The following is a 15,864-nucleotide window of genomic DNA, read 5'->3' as shown; positions in this document are numbered from 1 at the left end:
TACAAGACTGCGCCGAGGCCTGTAATTTGCACGGTTCCGCCTTGTTATTGCCGTGCGCAGCCCCTACGACCCGGAATATGAGAATTTTGTTTCTGGGTGATGTCATGGGTCGTGCTGGACGCGCGGCCATTCAAGCGCACTTGCCGCGTCTTCGCGACGAGTGGCGTTTGGATTTTGTTGTGGTCAACGGTGAAAACGCCTCGAACGGGATGGGCCTGACCGGTGATCACGCCAAGCTGCTGTTGGATGCCGGGGCTGATTGCGTAACCTTAGGCGATCATGCTTTTGACCAGAAAGACATGCTGCAATTCATTGAGAAAGAACAGCGTATCGTGCGCCCGGTGAATTTTGCTAAGGGCGCGCCCGGACGGGGGCATCGGCTGTTCAGAGCGCCCGGAGGTCGTAAGGTGCTGGTGGTTCAGGTGCTGGGGCAGGTGTTCATGAAGCGCCCCTTCGATGATCCGTTCTCGGCCATCGAACCTATCCTGAAATCCCACCCGCGTGGCGGGCAGGCGCAGGCGATCATTGTCGATATGCACTGCGAGGCGACCTCGGAAAAAATGGCGATGGGCCATTATTGCGATGGGCGTGCCAGCCTTGTCGTGGGAACGCACACGCATATCCCAACGGCGGATTCTCAAGTTCTGCCCCAAGGAACAGGGTATCTGACCGATGCCGGTATGTGCGGTGACTACGACTCGGTGATCGGCATGGACAAACAGGAACCGCTGCGTCGATTCATCACCGGCATGCCCAAGACGCGGTTTACACCGGCCAATGGCGAGGCCACCCTAAGCGGAGTGTTTGTAGACACCGACGACCGCACCGGTCAGGCCAAATCGGTGCGCATGGTGCGCGTGGGTGGACGTCTGGAACAGGCAGGCCCTTAAAAGAGACGTCGGGCTTGCCCTGTTGCACGCAATGCGTGAAACTGTTGGTCAGGCGCTTGGGCCAGGGTTCAGATAGAATACCACGAATGCAATTCCTTTCACTGACAGACACAGGCAGCGCGATTCTTGCGCTCATGATTGTTGCGGGTATGTTCGTCATGTTCCTGCGCGAGGTCTATCCGACCGAGGTTGTGGCCATCGGTGGCGTGGCTCTGATGCTGGTTACCGGGATACTCCCTTACCAGAACGCGTTGATCGTTCTGTCTAATCCAGCCCCCTGGACGATTGCCGCGATGTTTATCATCATGGGCGCTTTGGTGAGGACCGGCGCGCTGGATGCTTTCACATCAGTGGCCCAGAGACAGGCGCAGGTGTCCCCAAAGATCGCCATCGCATTGCTGATGGGCTTTGTGATTCTGGCCTCGGCCGTGGTGTCAAACACGCCGGTCGTGGTTGTGATGATCCCGGTTTTCATTCAAATCGCGCGGACATTGAATGTTCCGGCCTCGAAACTGCTGATCCCGCTCAGCTATGCAGCCATTCTGGGGGGAACCCTGACACTGATCGGCACGTCAACCAACCTGCTGGTGGACGGTGTGGCCCGGTCACAGGGCATGACACCATTCACAATCTTCGAGGTCACGCCGCTGGGCATCGCCCTGGTGATTTACGGCATGTTTTACCTACGGTTCATCGCGCCGCGCTTGCTGCCCGAGCGTGACAGTATGGCATCGATGCTCAGCGATCGGTCAAAGATGAAGTTTTTCACCGAGGCGGTCATCCCACCAGAAAGCAACCTGATTGGCCGAGAGGTCACGGGCGTGCAACTGTTCAAACGTCCCGGAGTTCGCCTGATCGACGTGATCCGGGGGGATGAATCCCTGCGGCGCAACTTAAAAGGTGTTGCACTGCGATTGGGAGACCGGGTGGTTTTGCGTACCCAGATGACCGAGTTGTTAAGCCTTCAGAGCAACAAGGAACTGAAACGGGTCGATCAGGTCTCCGCTGTGGAAACCAAAACGGTTGAAGTTCTGATAACGCCCGGTTGCCGCATGGTGGGCCGTACTTTGGGCGCCATGCGACTGCGGCGCCGGTACGGTGTCTACGTACTCGCCGTTCATCGCCGCAATCAAAATATTGGTCGTCAGTTGGAGGATCTGGTCGTCCGGGTCGGGGACACTTTGCTGTTGGAAGGATCGCCGGCGGATATTCAAAAGCTGGCCGCCGACATGGACATGGTCGACGTGACCCAACCTTCGGCACGGGCGTTCCGGCGCAGCCATGCCCCTATCGCTATTGCCGCGCTTTTTGGAATTGTCGCATTGGCGGCGCTGGGCGTGGCTCCGATCCTGCTGCTGTCGATTTTGGCTGTTGCCGTGGTTCTTTTGACCCGCTGCATTGACGCGGACGAGGCTTTTTCGTTTGTCGAGGGGCGCCTGCTTGCCCTCATCTTTTCAATGCTGGCAATTGGTGCGGCTTTGGACAGTTCCGGCGCTGTGTCATTGATCGTCGAGGCCATCGCACCGGGTCTTAGCACCCTGCCGCCGTTCCTGATCATCTGGGCCGTTTATCTGCTGACGTCAGTCTTGACCGAACTGGTTTCCAACAACGCGGTTGCTGTTGTGGTAACACCAATTGCGATCGGGTTGGCCCAAGCTGTCGGCATTGATCCGCGACCATTGGTGGTGGCGGTGATGGTGGCAGCCTCTGCCTCGTTCGCCACACCAATAGGGTACCAGACCAACATGATGGTCTACGGACCCGGTGGCTACAGGTTCACCGATTTCATGAAGGTTGGAATTCCACTAAACCTGAGTGTTGGGTTGCTGGCTTCGTTGTTGATCCCACTGATCTGGCCTTTGTAAGTTCGGCACAGACCTGCCGCTGGGTTGGTGAATGTCTTGCATAAGTTCGATCAGGCACGATCTTTTAGATGTGATTGCCTGAGGAGATTTGAACATGCTCGGAACCCGTCATTCAATACTGGCCAGCGTCGCAATTCTGGCCACGCTCGCCAGCGCGGCCTTTGCCGGAACGGTCGAAGGGTCGGCCACCTACCGCGAGCGGATCGCCCTTCCACCAGACGCGACCTTGTTTGTTGAGCTTCAGGATGTATCGTTGGTCGACGCACCTGCCGTAACTCTTGCAGCACAAAGATATGCGTTTGGTGGCGTGCCTGCCGGCTTTGAACTGACCTATGACGACACATTGATACAGGACAATCACAGCTACGTCGTCAGGGCTTCGATCACGCAGGGTCAAAACCTGCTGTTCACCACGGATACGGCTTATCCGGTGCTCACGAACGGGGCGGCGAACTCTGCTGACATGATTTTGGTTCAGGCTCAACAGGATGCTGTGCTGGAAAACACAGTTTGGACTGCTGTTTTGTTGGATGGCGCGCCTATTGAAACTGATCGTCGGCCTGAGCTTTCATTTGTGTCAGGCGGCGCGTTTTCCGGGTCCGGAGGCTGCAATCGCTTTAGCGGTACGGCCGAGATTTCGGGCAATCGGATCGAGTTCCCGGAAAACATGGCCGCGACCCTAATGGCCTGCCCACCGCCACTGGACGAAGTTGAACGGCAGTTCTTTAAAGGGTTGCAGCGCGTCACCACCTATGCAGCGCAGGGAAATGCGCTGGCTCTGTTGGATGCCAATGGCGAGCCGGTCGTTGAATTTTCACGCAAGCAGTAGCACATGTCAGGCAACAGCCCGTGATCGTCCCGCATTGCGTCCCGAGAAAATGCAACCGCCCAGGAATGTCCCCTCCAGCGCGTTGTAGCCGTGATAGCCACCGCCGCCGAAGCCCGCGACTTCGCCCGCTGCGAACAGGCCTGGTACGACCTTCCCGTCGGCGCCGATCATCTGACTGTCGAGGTTGGTTTGCAGACCGCCAAGCGTCTTGCGCGTCAAAACATGCAGTTTCACTGCGATCAGCGGGCCGTTGGACGGATCCAGGAATTTGTGGGGTTTGGCGGTGCGGATCAGCTTGTCGCCACGATAGTTTCGCGCGGCAAGGATCGCCATCATCTGCGCATCTTTGGAAAACGGATTGTCGACCTGAGAATCCCTGGCCTCGATCTGGGCGCGCAAATGGCTTTCGTCGATCAGGCCACCGCCAAGTTGATTCATACCACCGACAAGTTCAGTCAGTGTGTTCGCCACTACGAAATCTTCACCCTTCTCCTTGAAAGCCTCGACCGGGGCCGTCGCTTTGGAGCCTGAGAGTATGCGTTGGCGGATGACCTCTTTCCAACTGCCCGACGTAAAGTCCGGATTTTGTTCCGACCCCGACAAAGCGAATTCTTTCTTGATCACTTTCTGGGTCAGGACAAACCAGCTGTATTCATAGCCCGTTTTGAGAATCTCCCGCAGGGTCCCGAGTGTGTCAAACCCCGGCAGGCAGGGCGGCCCCAGTCGCTTGCCTGTTGCGTCAAACCACATCGAGCTTGGCCCGGGCAGGATACGAATGCCATGGTCGGGCCAGATCGGATCCCAGTTTTTGACGCCCTCGGTATAATGCCACATCCGGTCGCCATTGATCACATGGCCGCCCGCCTTTTCACTGATCGGGATCATTCGGCCATCTACGTGGAAGGGAACGCCCGCCACCATGTCCTTGGGTGGCGCGCCCAGCCGGTCGCGCGGCCAGTTTTTGCGTACCATTTCAAAATTGCCGCCAATCCCACCTGACGTGACGATGATCGACGGGGCGTAGACTTCGAACTCTCCGACCTCGTCGCGGTTGGTCTTTTCACCGCGCTGGGCGGCGTCATCGGCCAGAACCTCACCCGAAACCCCCTTGGCAGTGCCATTCTGTACGATGAGATGGCTGACCTGATGGCGGAACTTCAGCTGGATCAAACCCGCGCTGACATGTTCCTGCACCCGGCGAATGAAATGCTCGAGAATTCCCGGTCCAGTGCCCCACGTGATGTGAAAACGCGGCACCGAGTTTCCATGCCCGTTGGCATAAGATCCGCCGCGCTCAGCCCAACCAACAACCGGAAACCAGCGCACGCCCATCTCATGCAGCCACGGGCGCATCTCACCAGCTGCGAATTCAACATATGCTTCAGCCCATTTCTGGGGCCACTTGTCATCCTCCCGATCAAATTGCGCACTGCCCATCCAATCACGAAGAGCAAGATCGTGACTGTCTTTGATGCCCATTCTGCGTTGTTCTGGTGTGTCGACCATGAACAACCCGCCCAGGCTCCAGAACGCCTGACCGCCCAGAAAATGCTCGGGCTCCTGATCGACGATGATTACCTTTTTGCCCCGGCCCCCCAATTCTGCTGCGGCTGCCAAACCGGCCAGGCCGCCACCGACGACAATTGCATCTGCACTGTTATTGCTCATCAAATGTCCTTTCAGCGATTGCGGAACCAGGCCAGGAACGGAATCGCCACGGCGTACATTGTTATCCCGTAAACGGCCGAGGGCAGGGCCAGGGGGCTGAACCCGCTTTCCGTTCCGGTGATCAGTGCGGCCAGCGTAATGCCCAAAGTCGAGTTCTGAATGCCCGTTTCGATTGAGATCGTCTTGCTTTCATTCCAAGACAAACTTGCCGCGCGCGCCAGTCCCAATCCGATCAGCAACAAGGCAACGTTCAGGGAGATCAATCCGGCGCCCATGACGCCAAGATTATCAACAAACAGCTGCCAGTTCCCAGCCAGCGCGGCCAAGACAATCAGAACGAACAGCGCGGTGGCCAGTCTTGAAAGTGGGGCATCGATCTTTTGGGCAAAGGTGGCGGCGAAACGACGAACGCTCACGCCAATTGCCACAGGCAGGGTGGTGATCAGGAACATCGCAATTGCCAGCCCGCTGATCGAAACCTCTGGCGCATCTTCCCCCATGAAGTGATTGATCGACCACGCGGCAAGGATTGGAACAGTCAGGATCGAAAGCAGACTAATCACCGCTGTCAGGCTGACCGACAAAGCAACATCCGCCTTGGCAAGTTTGGACAGGATATTGCTGGTCACCCCGCCGGGGCAAAAGCTTAGCAGCATGAACCCCACTGCGATTTCTGGTGGAAGGCCAAACAGTTTGACGGTCGCAAATGCAGCGACGGGTAGCAATACGACCTGACACAGTGCACCGATGGCGAAGGGGTAACGACGGCTGATGACCCGCCGAAAATCCGCAATCTCTAGTCCAATGCCCAGGGACAACATGATGATGGCCAGAGAAATCGGCAGGCCGACGCTAATAAGTAGATCCAAGAACAACCCCTCCCAAAGTCGTGTCAGATCAACCTAGTCGAGCAGGGACCCAACCGGCAACCGCTCCGTTGGGTCAGGTGTACCGTTCGGCAAACCGACGCAGGATTTCGCCGGGCTGGGTGACATCCGCCGCCTTACAGGTGTCGATCAGTCGCTGGGCGTCCTCGGGTGGGAAATAGCCGTGGTGCTTATAGATGTTGATGCGCTGTTCAAAGTCTTCAGCGTCTGCCTCGGGGTGGAATTGGGTGGCATAGACATTCTGTCCCCAGCGGATCATTTGAATGGGGCAGGGGTCCGAAGCCAACAGATGCACGCACCCATCGGGCAGAGCCTGAACAGCCTCTTTATGACCTACAAAGGCGTCGAATTCTGGTGCCAGCCCCGCGGTCAATGGATCATCCTCGCCGTCGCCGGTCAGGCGACAGGTCGACGGGCCGACAGGTTCACCGAATTGTTCCTTGCTGACCTCTCCACCCAAATGTGCCGCCAATATGCCCAGGCCATAACAGCAGCCCATGAAAGGATGATCCCGCTGCGTGATCTGGGGCATCAGGCCCATGATGGTGTTTTCGATCTTTGCATCCAATTGGGTTTTCGTCGCCGGGTCATCGCTGACGCACCCGGGGCCGCCACCAACTATGACGCCTGCATAGTCGGTGACATCCAGTCCTTCGGGCAAATCCTCGCAATCCAACCGGATGCGATGGGTCTGGTCTGGCACCAAACCGGTTTTGTCCAGGATCGAGGCATACTCGGCATCCGAGGCATCTGTTTCCGGGCGCAGCTGCAAGATCAAAAAACGTTTCATCCGCTGCCTTTATCCTTCAGAGCGGCCAGAACACAAGGATGGCAGGGACCGACACACAGATGATCAGAACTTCCAGCGGCAGCCCCATGCGCCAATAATCACCGAACCGATACCCACCCGGGCCCAGCACAAGCGTGTTATTCTTATGCCCGATTGGTGTGAGGAAGGCTGCCGAGGCCGCCACTGCGACCGTCATCAGGAACGGGTCAGGCGACACATCCAAAGCCCTTGCCATTTGGATCCCCACTGGTGCGGCCACGATTGCCGTAGCCGTATTGTTCAGAACGTCGGACAACGTCATGGTGACAACCATCAGCGCGGTCAGAATGGCCCAAGCCGGCAGCCCATCGGTCAACTGGATCAGAGCGTTCGCAATAAGCTCGGTCCCGCCGGATGTCTCCAGCGCGCTGCCCAATGGGATCATCGATCCCAGCAAAACCACAACCGGCCACTCGATGTGATTATACAGGTCGGAGATCGGCATGATTTTGGTCAGCACGTAGCCAATCACAACCAGCCCCAGCGCCACGGGCAGGTAGATCAGCCCGATGCTTGCCGCCAGCACAGCAGCCGCGAAAAGCCCAATGGCCAGCCAAGCCTTATTGTTGGCGGTGACGTTCAAGCCGCGCTGTGCCAGTGGCAAACAGCCAAGCCATTCGGTAACGTCTGCACTACGGTCGCGGGGGCAGAGCAATAACAGGATGTCGCCAGCTTCAACCTCGGTCTTGCGGACTTGTTCGGTGATCCGCTGCCCCTGTCGTGACATGCCCATAAGCACTGTGCTTTGACGCCAGGCAAGGCCCAGCCCCTGAGCTGTGCGCCCTGTGATGCGTGCGTTTTCGGGCACTACCACCTCGATCACCTCAAGCCCATCTCCATCGGCGGTTAACAATTCCTGTCTGCGCGTATCTGAAAAATCCAGATTCAGCGCCGCCCTAAACTCATCCAGCGCTTCCGGGCGAGCCTCAAGAACCAGCGCGTCGCCTTCTTTCAGCGTTGCGTGGGCCGACCGGCCATAACGACGTTTGCCGTCCCGGATCAACCCGATGATGGCCACGTCAGACTTTTCGGCCGCCTCATAAAGTTCACTGACACGTTTGCCGATATGCGGGGACTCCTGCGGCAGCGTCAATTCCGCGATGTATTCGGCCAGAACCTCGGAGGTTTCCGTTTGTGGACCACGGTTTGGGATCAGCCGCCATCCGATCAGAGAGACAAAAGCCAGCCCGGCAATCGCAGCTAAGCCACCGACCGGGGCGAAATCGAACATGCGAAACGGCTCACCCAATGTCTCTGCCCGGATCGACGCGATGATGATATTGGGTGGGGTTCCGATCAGGGTCGCCATGCCACCCAGAATGGTCGCAAAGCTTAAAGGCATCAGCGTTAGGCCCACCGAACGTCCCGCTTTACGCGCGGTTTGGATGTCGACGGGCATCAACAGCGCCAGGGCAGCAACGTTGTTCATGAATGCCGACAGCACAGCACCGATCCCGCCCATAAGGGCTATGTGTGCTCCAAGCCCGCGAGAGGCATCGACCAGCGTGCGGGTGATCAGGAACACTGCACCGGATCTGACCAGCCCGGCTGAAACCACAAGGACCAGTGCAACGATGATGGTGGCAGGGTGCCCGAACCCTGCAAATGCATTATCGACGGGCACAACGCCCAGAACTACGCCGACCATCAACGCCGCGAATGCAACAAGGTCATATCGAAACCGGCCCCAAAGCAGCATGCCAAAGACGGTGAAGAAAAGTGCGAAAAGGATGATCTGATCCGTCGTCATGAGCGGACCTTATCCGCACAACCTGGCCAAAGCGAAGGGGAATTTTCCTGCAGCTGCGACGAGACCTCTGTTCGATGTCGCGTTGAAAACGATGTCAATTCCGGCCCTGTGGATGATCGAAACACCGGTGAACCCTCAAATGAGGACGTTGTGCAAGCTGGCAATGGCCGCTGATCCTATTGAAACCGAACCCATCCTTGCGTAATAGACCCGGGATTACAGAACGCGACAGGAGTAAGCCATGGCCGGTCATTCCAAATGGGCCAACATTCAGCACCGCAAGGGGCGCCAGGACGCCGCGCGGTCCAAGCTGTTTTCCAAACTGTCGAAAGAGATCACCGTCGCTGCCAAGATGGGGGATCCCGATCCTGAGAAGAACCCGCGCCTGCGTCTGGCGGTAAAAGAAGCCAAGTCGAATTCTGTACCCAAGGACGTGATCGACCGCGCAATCAAGAAATCGGTTGCAGGCGAAGGCGACGAATACGAAGAAATCCGGTACGAGGGGTATGGCCCCAACGGTGTGGCGGTGATTGTCGAAACGATGACGGACAATCGCAACCGAACCGCGTCAACGGTCCGGTCAACCTTCTCGAAAAATGGTGGCAATCTGGGCGAAACCGGATCTGTCGGGTTCATGTTCGAACGCAAGGGCGAGGTTGTCTATCCGTTGTCAGCGGGCGATGCCGACACGATTTTCGAGGCCGCAATAGAATCGGGTGCCGAAGATGTCGAAAGCTCGGACGATGGTCACATCATCTGGTGTGCAGACACCGACCTGAACGATGTATCGAGCGCGCTTGAGACAGCGCTGGGCGAAACGGAATCTACCAAACTGGTCTGGAAACCCACGACGACGACCGAACTGGGCTTGGAAGACATGCAGCGCCTGATGAAGCTGGTTGATGCTTTGGAGGATGATGACGACGTTCAGCGCGTCACCACCAACTTTGAGGCCACGGATGAAGTCATGGCCCAGCTCTGATTGGGTCAGTTTTGGTATGATACGAAACCCGGCTTGAAAGGTTGGCTTTTTGCAAATGTTTTTGTTGGATGATTGGCCGGGGCCGCAGAACCCTTTAGGCTGACGTGCAGCACCTAACGGAGGAGAAGGGCACGCAGACATAGGCTCTGTTGTGCCGGATCTTGAGTTCATACCGATGGTAGAAGTCCCCTCGAACCTTGCAAAGCGGAATGTTCCGGTTCTAACCGGTCAAAGTATTCTCTCCCAGGTCGCATGGACCTTGGGCAGCCCTTCGGTCGTGCTGCCGTTTCTTGCTGTGTCGTTTGAACTGCCAATGTTCATCGCCGGGGCTTTGGTGTCTGTGCGGATGGTTGGGAGTATGATTGCCGACATCTTTCTGGCTCAGATGCTGGCTGCAAAACAGCAAAAGAAGCGTGGAATTGCACTGACCGAATTCGCAGTTGGCGTGTGCCTGATTCTGGCAATCGCCGTTGCGGCCACCGGCGTCGTGCCTTTGATCGCGGTGGCGTTTGTATCGGTGTTTTTTCTGATTGGTCTGTTTGACGAGATTCAGGGCCTGATGTATGCAGATCTGCTTGGCGATCACGTGCAGTCGAAATCCCGGATGATCATGCGCTACGTTCAACTGGGGGTTGGCGGTCTGGGGGCCATCGGGCTTGCCTTGTTGGTCCACGAGATAACCAAGGGAAACCCGCCATTTTCCCGGCACTCCACCATGATCGCTGTCTCATTCGGATTTTTTCTGTTATCCGGATTGTCAATTCTGGCGATGTTTGAAATTGGGCAGCGTGATCAGCAAGTTCAGGCCTCAAAACCGTCACCGAAACTTTCCCTTGCTGCAAACATCAAAGGCATCCTGGACATGTTCGACCACGCATGGTTCAGGCGGTATATGGTTATGCGTATACCTCTGGTCTTTGTTTCTCTGTCGGTGCCCTTCTTTGCTCTGATCGCTGCCGAAGCCCATCATGCGTCAACCCGGGGCCTGACGGCGCTCATCGTATCCTCGGCGTCCGGATATCTTGTTGCCGCACCATTGTGGCAACTTGTGAACATGAAGTCTCACCGTGCGGTCATGGTGACCGGAACGCTAATGGTGGCAATCACGGGTGTGGTGCTACTGGCTTTCCACTATTTGCATATCGACCATGATGTACACTTGCATGCGGCCGCCTTGTTTGTTGTCACCGTCGCCTCGACAGGCGTTAGCAGTGCCCGCAAGTTGTATTTTCTGGATGTCGCACCCAAAGCTCAACGTGTTCAGGGGGCAGCTGCAGTTAAAAGCATCGCCCGTGTGACTGCTGTAGTTATCTCGGCCACATTGGCGGGGATAGCGCATTTACACGAAGTTGCGCTGGCGATCGACATTATCATCTTGGCCAGTTTGGTGGCTAGCGTTGCGTGTTATCGCATTGTTGTTCCCCCAGCCAAGGAACCGGCGCATTCCTAACGGTGCCGCTCGGCTTTGACCGGAGAGAGCAATACCTTCGCGGCGGCCTTCTGAACCGCACTGGTGAGTGGCATGAGGGCAGGGGCAAGAATGCGGCCAACCTGCCAGGTCAACGTAACGTCCAAATGTGCATCCGGGATGATCGAGCGTAGTTGCCCGTCTTTGATCGGCGCGCGCACCAGCTCTTGAGGGTTCATCCCCCATCCCAGCCCGGCAATTGCGGCTTCGACAAAAGCGTGTGAAGAAGGCATGAAATGTGTCGGAGGCGAGAGGCGGCTGCCTGTCTGAGCCTCCATCCAAGCATTTTGAAGGCCGTCTTTCCGGTTGAATGTCAGGCTCGGCGCCAGATCCAGCGTTTTGGCAGTGACGCCGTTTTTGAACCACGTGCTGATAAAATCGGGACTAGCCGTGGGCAGGTATCGCATGGCTCCAAGCGCCACGGCATCACAACCGGAGACAGGCTGACCGCCGACAGTGACTGCCGCGCTCACTTCACCTCGCCGCAACCAATCTGCCGAGTAGTCCTGATCATCGACAATCAGATCAAACATCATGTCCTGGGTCTGGGCCATCGCATCAACGAACCAGGTCGCAAGGCTATCAGCTGGCACTGCAATCCGTACCTGACCGGGTCCCGCGCCCTGTTCCAGGGCCAGCTCACGCGACAATTGCGCCTCAAGCAGGCCAATATCTTCTGCGTATTGGGCAATGCGCAACCCCGCCGGGGTTCCGATGCAGGGGGATCCCCGATTGATCAGCGATGCGCCCACGCGATCTTCCAGCGCTTTGATCCGCTGGGATACCGCCGACGGGGTTACAGCCAGTTGAGACGCTGCTGCGTCAAAACTGCCATAGCGCAAAATGGCGGACAGCGCGGAAAGATGATGAGGATCGAGCAACATTAGTACAACTTAACTCGGGTAAGCATCTTTAATTTGATAGATCGTTGGCCGGGCTTTAGTCAAACACCTTGAACACAGGAGGTTTTATGTCCCCATCTCTGATTGGTGGTTTTGCCCTTGGCTTTAGCCTGATCCTGGCAATTGGTGCACAAAATGCATTTGTCCTGCGACAGGGGCTTAGACGCGAGCATGTGTTTGTTCTGTGTCTGACCTGTGCCGTGTCTGATGCCATCCTGATCGGTGCCGGCGTGGCTGGGTTTGGCACTTTGGCGCGGGCCGTGCCGTGGTTCGAAACCGTGATGCGCTATGGTGGGGCAACGTTTTTGCTATGGTACGGATTGCGCAGTTTTTGGTCTGCGTGGCAGGGCGGGTCGGCATTGGAGGTCGGCGAAGGCCATCGCACCAGCCTACGCACGGTGTTGCTGACAGTCCTGGCGTTCACATGGCTGAATCCACATGTGTATTTGGATACAGTTGTTCTGATTGGGTCGATTTCGGCGCAGTATGACGACCGGCTTGGGTTTGCCATCGGTGCGATGTCGTCCAGTTTTGTTTTCTTCTTTTCTTTGGGCTACGGGGCCGGTGTTTTGTCGCCCGTTTTCGCGCGCCCTCGCGCCTGGCAGGTTCTGGATGTCGTGATCGGTGTTGTCATGCTGGGTATCGCTTTGAAACTTGTTATCATGTGAAGGGTTGTCCCCGGCCAGCTTTCCGTGTTCAACCAGGGCCATGACAACAGCTGTCGCCTCATCTCGTCCGATCGCGGGCATGTTCTGGATGTTCGCCGCCGGCATTTCATTTGTTGTCATGACGGCGCTTGTGAAATCCTTGGGCACGACGATGGACCCCATTCAGGCGGCTTTTCTGCGCTATGTCCTGGGGTTGATTTTCGTGTTGCCCGCGCTGCGCCTGATCCTGAAAACGCACCTGACGACCCGACATCTGACCTTGTTTGGGCTGCGCGGTGTTATCCATGCAGCGGCCGTCATGTTGTGGTTCTTCTCCATGACCCAAATCCCATTGGCCGAGGTTACGGCGATGAACTACATGACTCCCGTCTATGTCACCCTCGGCGCGGCGCTGTTTTTAGGCGAGAAACTTGCCATTCGCCGCATTGCCGCGATTGTGGTCGCGTTGGTTGGGGTTCTGATCATCCTGCGCCCGGGATTCCGAGAGGTTTCCGCAGGCCACCTTGCCATGCTAGGAACAGCACTGACCTTGGGCGGATCATATCTGTTGGCCAAGCTACTGGTGCGTGACATCCCACCTTCAGTCGTTGTGGCACATCTGTCGATCTGGGTGACTATCGCGCTGATTCCCTTTGCCATCGCCGTTTGGAGCACGCCCAGCCTGCGCGATCTGGGCGTGCTGTTCTTGGTCGCGAGCTTTGCAACAGCCGGTCACTACTTCATGACGCTTGCCTTACAAGCGGCCCCGGTGGCCGTCACGCAACCCGTTACGTTTCTACAGCTTATCTGGGCAACGGTGCTTGGTGCTGCGGTGTTTCACGAAAGCATCGATGTCTGGGTGATTTCCGGCGGAACACTGATCCTTGCTGCAGTCAGTTTTATTTCCTGGCGCGAGGCGGTGCTCAACCGTCGAGACTTGACGCCCCCAAGTATTGCGCCAAAGCTATAGTGTGGCATAGGCCTGTCCGTTATTGATTGACGAGTCAATAAAAACCGCATAGCGTTCGCTCCCATAGCGCGTGTTCAGGGGGTAGCGATGCCAAAAGTCGGAATGGAGCCAATTCGCCGTGATGCGATCGTCCGTGCGACGATCGCTGAGCTGGGCGTCAAAAAGTCCCTCGATGTAACTGTCAGCCAGATTGCCAAACGCGCCGGTATGTCAAGCGCGCTGGCACATCACTACTTCGGCGGCAAGGATCAGATATTTCTGGCGGCGATGCGACAGATCCTCGCCGATTTTGCCAACGAGGCCCGCAGCGAACTTAAAGGGGCCGCGCCGGATCAGAGGGCCCAAGCCATAATCCGGGCCTGTTTTGCGCCGTCCTGTTTTACCCCTGATGCGATTGCAGCCTGGATGACCTTCTATGTGCTGGCACAGACCAATAAGGACGCATTGCGGCTTTGGCAGATTTATCAGGCGCGCATCCGATCCAATCTGATCTACTCGTTGCGCCCCCTTCTGGAAGATCCCGTCGAAGCGGCCGAGAACATGATCGCGCTTATTGATGGTTTGTACATTCGCGCTGCCCTTAGCGCTCCGGAAGAGCCGCAACTGGCGGTAAACCACGCATTGCGTGTCCTCAATACTCTACTCGAGGCTGAAAAATGACAAAGCCAAACATTCTGATCCTGATGGTGGATCAGTTGAACGGAACCCTCTTTCCCGACGGTCCCGCCGACTGGCTGCATGCGCCGAACTTGAAGAAGCTGGCGGAGCGATCGACCCGGTTTGCCAATGCTTACACCGCGTCGCCGCTATGTGCACCGGGGCGGGCCAGTTTCATGTCAGGTCAGCTGCCCTCGCGCACGGGAGTCTATGACAATGCGGCCGAGTTCCGCAGTGATATTCCAACCTATGCCCATCATCTGCGCCGTGCAGGTTATTACACCTGCCTGTCGGGCAAGATGCACTTTGTTGGGCCAGACCAGATGCATGGTTTTGAAGATCGACTGACGACCGATATCTACCCGGCCGATTTCGGTTGGACCCCGGACTATCGCAAACCGGGCGAGCGGATCGATTGGTGGTATCACAATATGGGCTCGGTAACCGGCGCGGGCGTCGCCGAAATCTCGAACCAAATGGAATATGATGACGAGGTTGCCTACAACGCCACGGCCAAGCTTTACGATCTGGCACGAGGCAAGGATGACCGACCCTGGTGCCTCACCGTCAGCTTCACGCATCCGCATGACCCTTATGTGGCGCGGCGGAAATACTGGGACCTCTACGAAGACTGTGAGCATCTTTTGCCCGAGATTGCGGATCTTGGCTATGATAATCAGGATGCACATTCGCGGCGGATTTTCGACGCCAATGATTGGCGGAGCTTTGACATCACCGAAGAGGATATCCGTAAATCCCGGCGCGCTTACTTCGCCAATATTTCCTATCTCGATGATAAGATCGGTGAGATCCTGGACGTGTTGGAAGCCACCCGGCAAGACGCAACCATTCTATTCGTTTCCGATCACGGCGACATGCTGGGCGAGCGGGGCCTGTGGTTCAAAATGACCTTCTATGAAGGCTCAGCAAGGGTGCCGCTGATGATCTCGGCGCCGGAGCTGCCAACGGGTCGGATCGACACTCCGGTATCGACCATCGATGTCACCCCGACGTTGGGTTCACTCGCCGGTGTCGACATGGAAGAAATCTCGCCTTGGACGGATGGCCAGGATCTTGTGTCCTTGGCAAAGGGGACCGAACGCACCGCTCCGGTCGCCATGGAATATGCGGCCGAGGCGTCGTATGCCCCCTTGGTGTCCTTGCGCTACGGTAAGTGGAAGTACAATCGGTGCGATTTGGACCCTGATCAACTGTTCGATTTGGATGCAGATCCAAACGAATTGATAAATCTGGCTGACAATCCGGAACATTCGGGCACATTGGCCACCCTGCGCGCGAAATCCGAAACCAGATGGGATCTGGAGCGGTTCGACGCAGACGTTCGTGCCAGCCAGGCTCGTCGCTGGGTCGTGTACGAGGCGCTGCGGCAAGGCGGCTATTACCCGTGGGACTACCAACCACTGCAGAAAGCATCCGAACGTTACATGCGCAATCACATGGATCTGAATATCGTCGAGGAAAACGCCCGCTTCCCGCGCGGAGAATAACCTCTTCATCTT

General features: G+C 56.9%; 15 protein-coding genes. 10 read left to right on the top strand and 5 right to left on the bottom strand.

The features are described 5' to 3' along the window. Positions 1–77: 77 nt before the first annotated feature. The 3 genes from Q1B21_RS03300 (at position 78) to Q1B21_RS03290 (ending at position 3,584) form a co-directional block, all read left to right on the top strand. Positions 78–890, top strand: a complete 813-nt coding sequence (locus Q1B21_RS03300; RefSeq protein WP_299885832.1) for a TIGR00282 family metallophosphoesterase — start codon at positions 78–80, stop codon at positions 888–890. An 86-nt stretch (positions 891–976) separates the two neighbouring features. Further along, entirely contained in the window at positions 977–2,755 is a 1,779-nt protein-coding gene (locus tag Q1B21_RS03295; RefSeq protein ID WP_299885829.1) for an SLC13 family permease, read from the top strand. Between the two features lie 94 nt (positions 2,756–2,849). Further along, positions 2,850–3,584, top strand: a complete 735-nt coding sequence (locus Q1B21_RS03290) for a YbaY family lipoprotein (protein ID WP_299885826.1) — start codon at positions 2,850–2,852, stop codon at positions 3,582–3,584. 6 nt (positions 3,585–3,590) lie between these two features. Here Q1B21_RS03290 and Q1B21_RS03285 read toward each other — a convergent pair whose 3' ends face one another. The 4 genes from Q1B21_RS03285 to Q1B21_RS03270 form a co-directional block, all read right to left on the bottom strand. After that, on the bottom strand, positions 3,591–5,252 hold the full coding sequence (locus tag Q1B21_RS03285; RefSeq protein WP_299885823.1) for an FAD-binding dehydrogenase: 1,662 nt from the start codon (positions 5,250–5,252) through the stop codon (positions 3,591–3,593). Between the two features lie 11 nt (positions 5,253–5,263). Next, positions 5,264–6,121 (bottom strand): bile acid:sodium symporter family protein, encoded by an 858-nt coding sequence (locus Q1B21_RS03280; protein ID WP_299885820.1) that lies wholly within the window; start codon positions 6,119–6,121, stop codon positions 5,264–5,266. Between the two features lie 73 nt (positions 6,122–6,194). Beyond that, positions 6,195–6,929 carry a glutamine amidotransferase gene (locus tag Q1B21_RS03275; protein WP_299885817.1) on the bottom strand — a complete coding sequence of 245 codons (735 nt, stop codon included), beginning with the start codon at positions 6,927–6,929 and terminating at the stop codon, positions 6,195–6,197. Between the two features lie 16 nt (positions 6,930–6,945). Beyond that, positions 6,946–8,718 carry an SLC13 family permease gene (locus tag Q1B21_RS03270; protein WP_299885814.1) on the bottom strand — a complete coding sequence of 591 codons (1,773 nt, stop codon included), beginning with the start codon at positions 8,716–8,718 and terminating at the stop codon, positions 6,946–6,948. On the opposite strand from Q1B21_RS03270, the gene Q1B21_RS03265 reads away from it, so the two are divergent. The 3 genes from Q1B21_RS03265 to Q1B21_RS03255 all read left to right on the top strand — a co-directional run bounded on the left by Q1B21_RS03265 (position 8,717) and on the right by Q1B21_RS03255 (position 11,150). Continuing rightward, positions 8,717–8,923 carry a hypothetical protein gene (locus tag Q1B21_RS03265; RefSeq protein ID WP_298933346.1) on the top strand — a complete coding sequence of 69 codons (207 nt, stop codon included), beginning with the start codon at positions 8,717–8,719 and terminating at the stop codon, positions 8,921–8,923. The genes Q1B21_RS03270 and Q1B21_RS03265 overlap by 2 nt on opposite strands. Positions 8,924–8,959: 36 nt before the next feature. Beyond that, on the top strand, positions 8,960–9,700 hold the full coding sequence (locus Q1B21_RS03260) for a YebC/PmpR family DNA-binding transcriptional regulator (protein WP_299079640.1): 741 nt from the start codon (positions 8,960–8,962) through the stop codon (positions 9,698–9,700). A gap of 175 nt (positions 9,701–9,875) precedes the next feature. Then, the gene (locus tag Q1B21_RS03255; protein ID WP_299885810.1) at positions 9,876–11,150 is read left to right on the top strand and encodes a permease; all 1,275 of its coding nucleotides are present in this window, start codon (positions 9,876–9,878) and stop codon (positions 11,148–11,150) included. Here the strand turns inward: Q1B21_RS03255 and Q1B21_RS03250 are convergent. Continuing rightward, a complete protein-coding gene (locus tag Q1B21_RS03250; protein ID WP_299885808.1) occupies positions 11,147–12,052 on the bottom strand; it encodes a LysR family transcriptional regulator ArgP in 906 nt (301 codons plus the stop codon). The genes Q1B21_RS03255 and Q1B21_RS03250 overlap by 4 nt on opposite strands. An 86-nt stretch (positions 12,053–12,138) precedes the next feature. Here Q1B21_RS03250 and Q1B21_RS03245 point away from each other — a divergent pair, with 86 nt between their 5' ends. The 4 genes from Q1B21_RS03245 to betC all read left to right on the top strand — a co-directional run bounded on the left by Q1B21_RS03245 (position 12,139) and on the right by betC (position 15,852). Beyond that, on the top strand, positions 12,139–12,738 hold the full coding sequence (locus Q1B21_RS03245; protein WP_299885805.1) for a LysE/ArgO family amino acid transporter: 600 nt from the start codon (positions 12,139–12,141) through the stop codon (positions 12,736–12,738). A 40-nt stretch (positions 12,739–12,778) separates the two neighbouring features. Next, positions 12,779–13,687 carry a DMT family transporter gene (locus Q1B21_RS03240; protein WP_298933336.1) on the top strand — a complete coding sequence of 303 codons (909 nt, stop codon included), beginning with the start codon at positions 12,779–12,781 and terminating at the stop codon, positions 13,685–13,687. A gap of 87 nt (positions 13,688–13,774) precedes the next feature. Beyond that, a complete protein-coding gene (gene betI / locus Q1B21_RS03235) occupies positions 13,775–14,347 on the top strand; it encodes a transcriptional regulator BetI (protein ID WP_298933334.1) in 573 nt (190 codons plus the stop codon). Beyond that, positions 14,344–15,852, top strand: a complete 1,509-nt coding sequence (betC, locus tag Q1B21_RS03230) for a choline-sulfatase (RefSeq protein ID WP_299885800.1) — start codon at positions 14,344–14,346, stop codon at positions 15,850–15,852. Before betI ends, betC begins: the two co-directional genes overlap by 4 nt. Positions 15,853–15,864 lie beyond the last annotated feature (12 nt).

Origin of the sequence: uncultured Ruegeria sp., assembly GCF_947504215.1 — a bacterium.
Taxonomy (GTDB): domain Bacteria; phylum Pseudomonadota; class Alphaproteobacteria; order Rhodobacterales; family Rhodobacteraceae; genus Ruegeria.
This window is presented reverse-complemented; position numbering and strand designations above follow the sequence as displayed.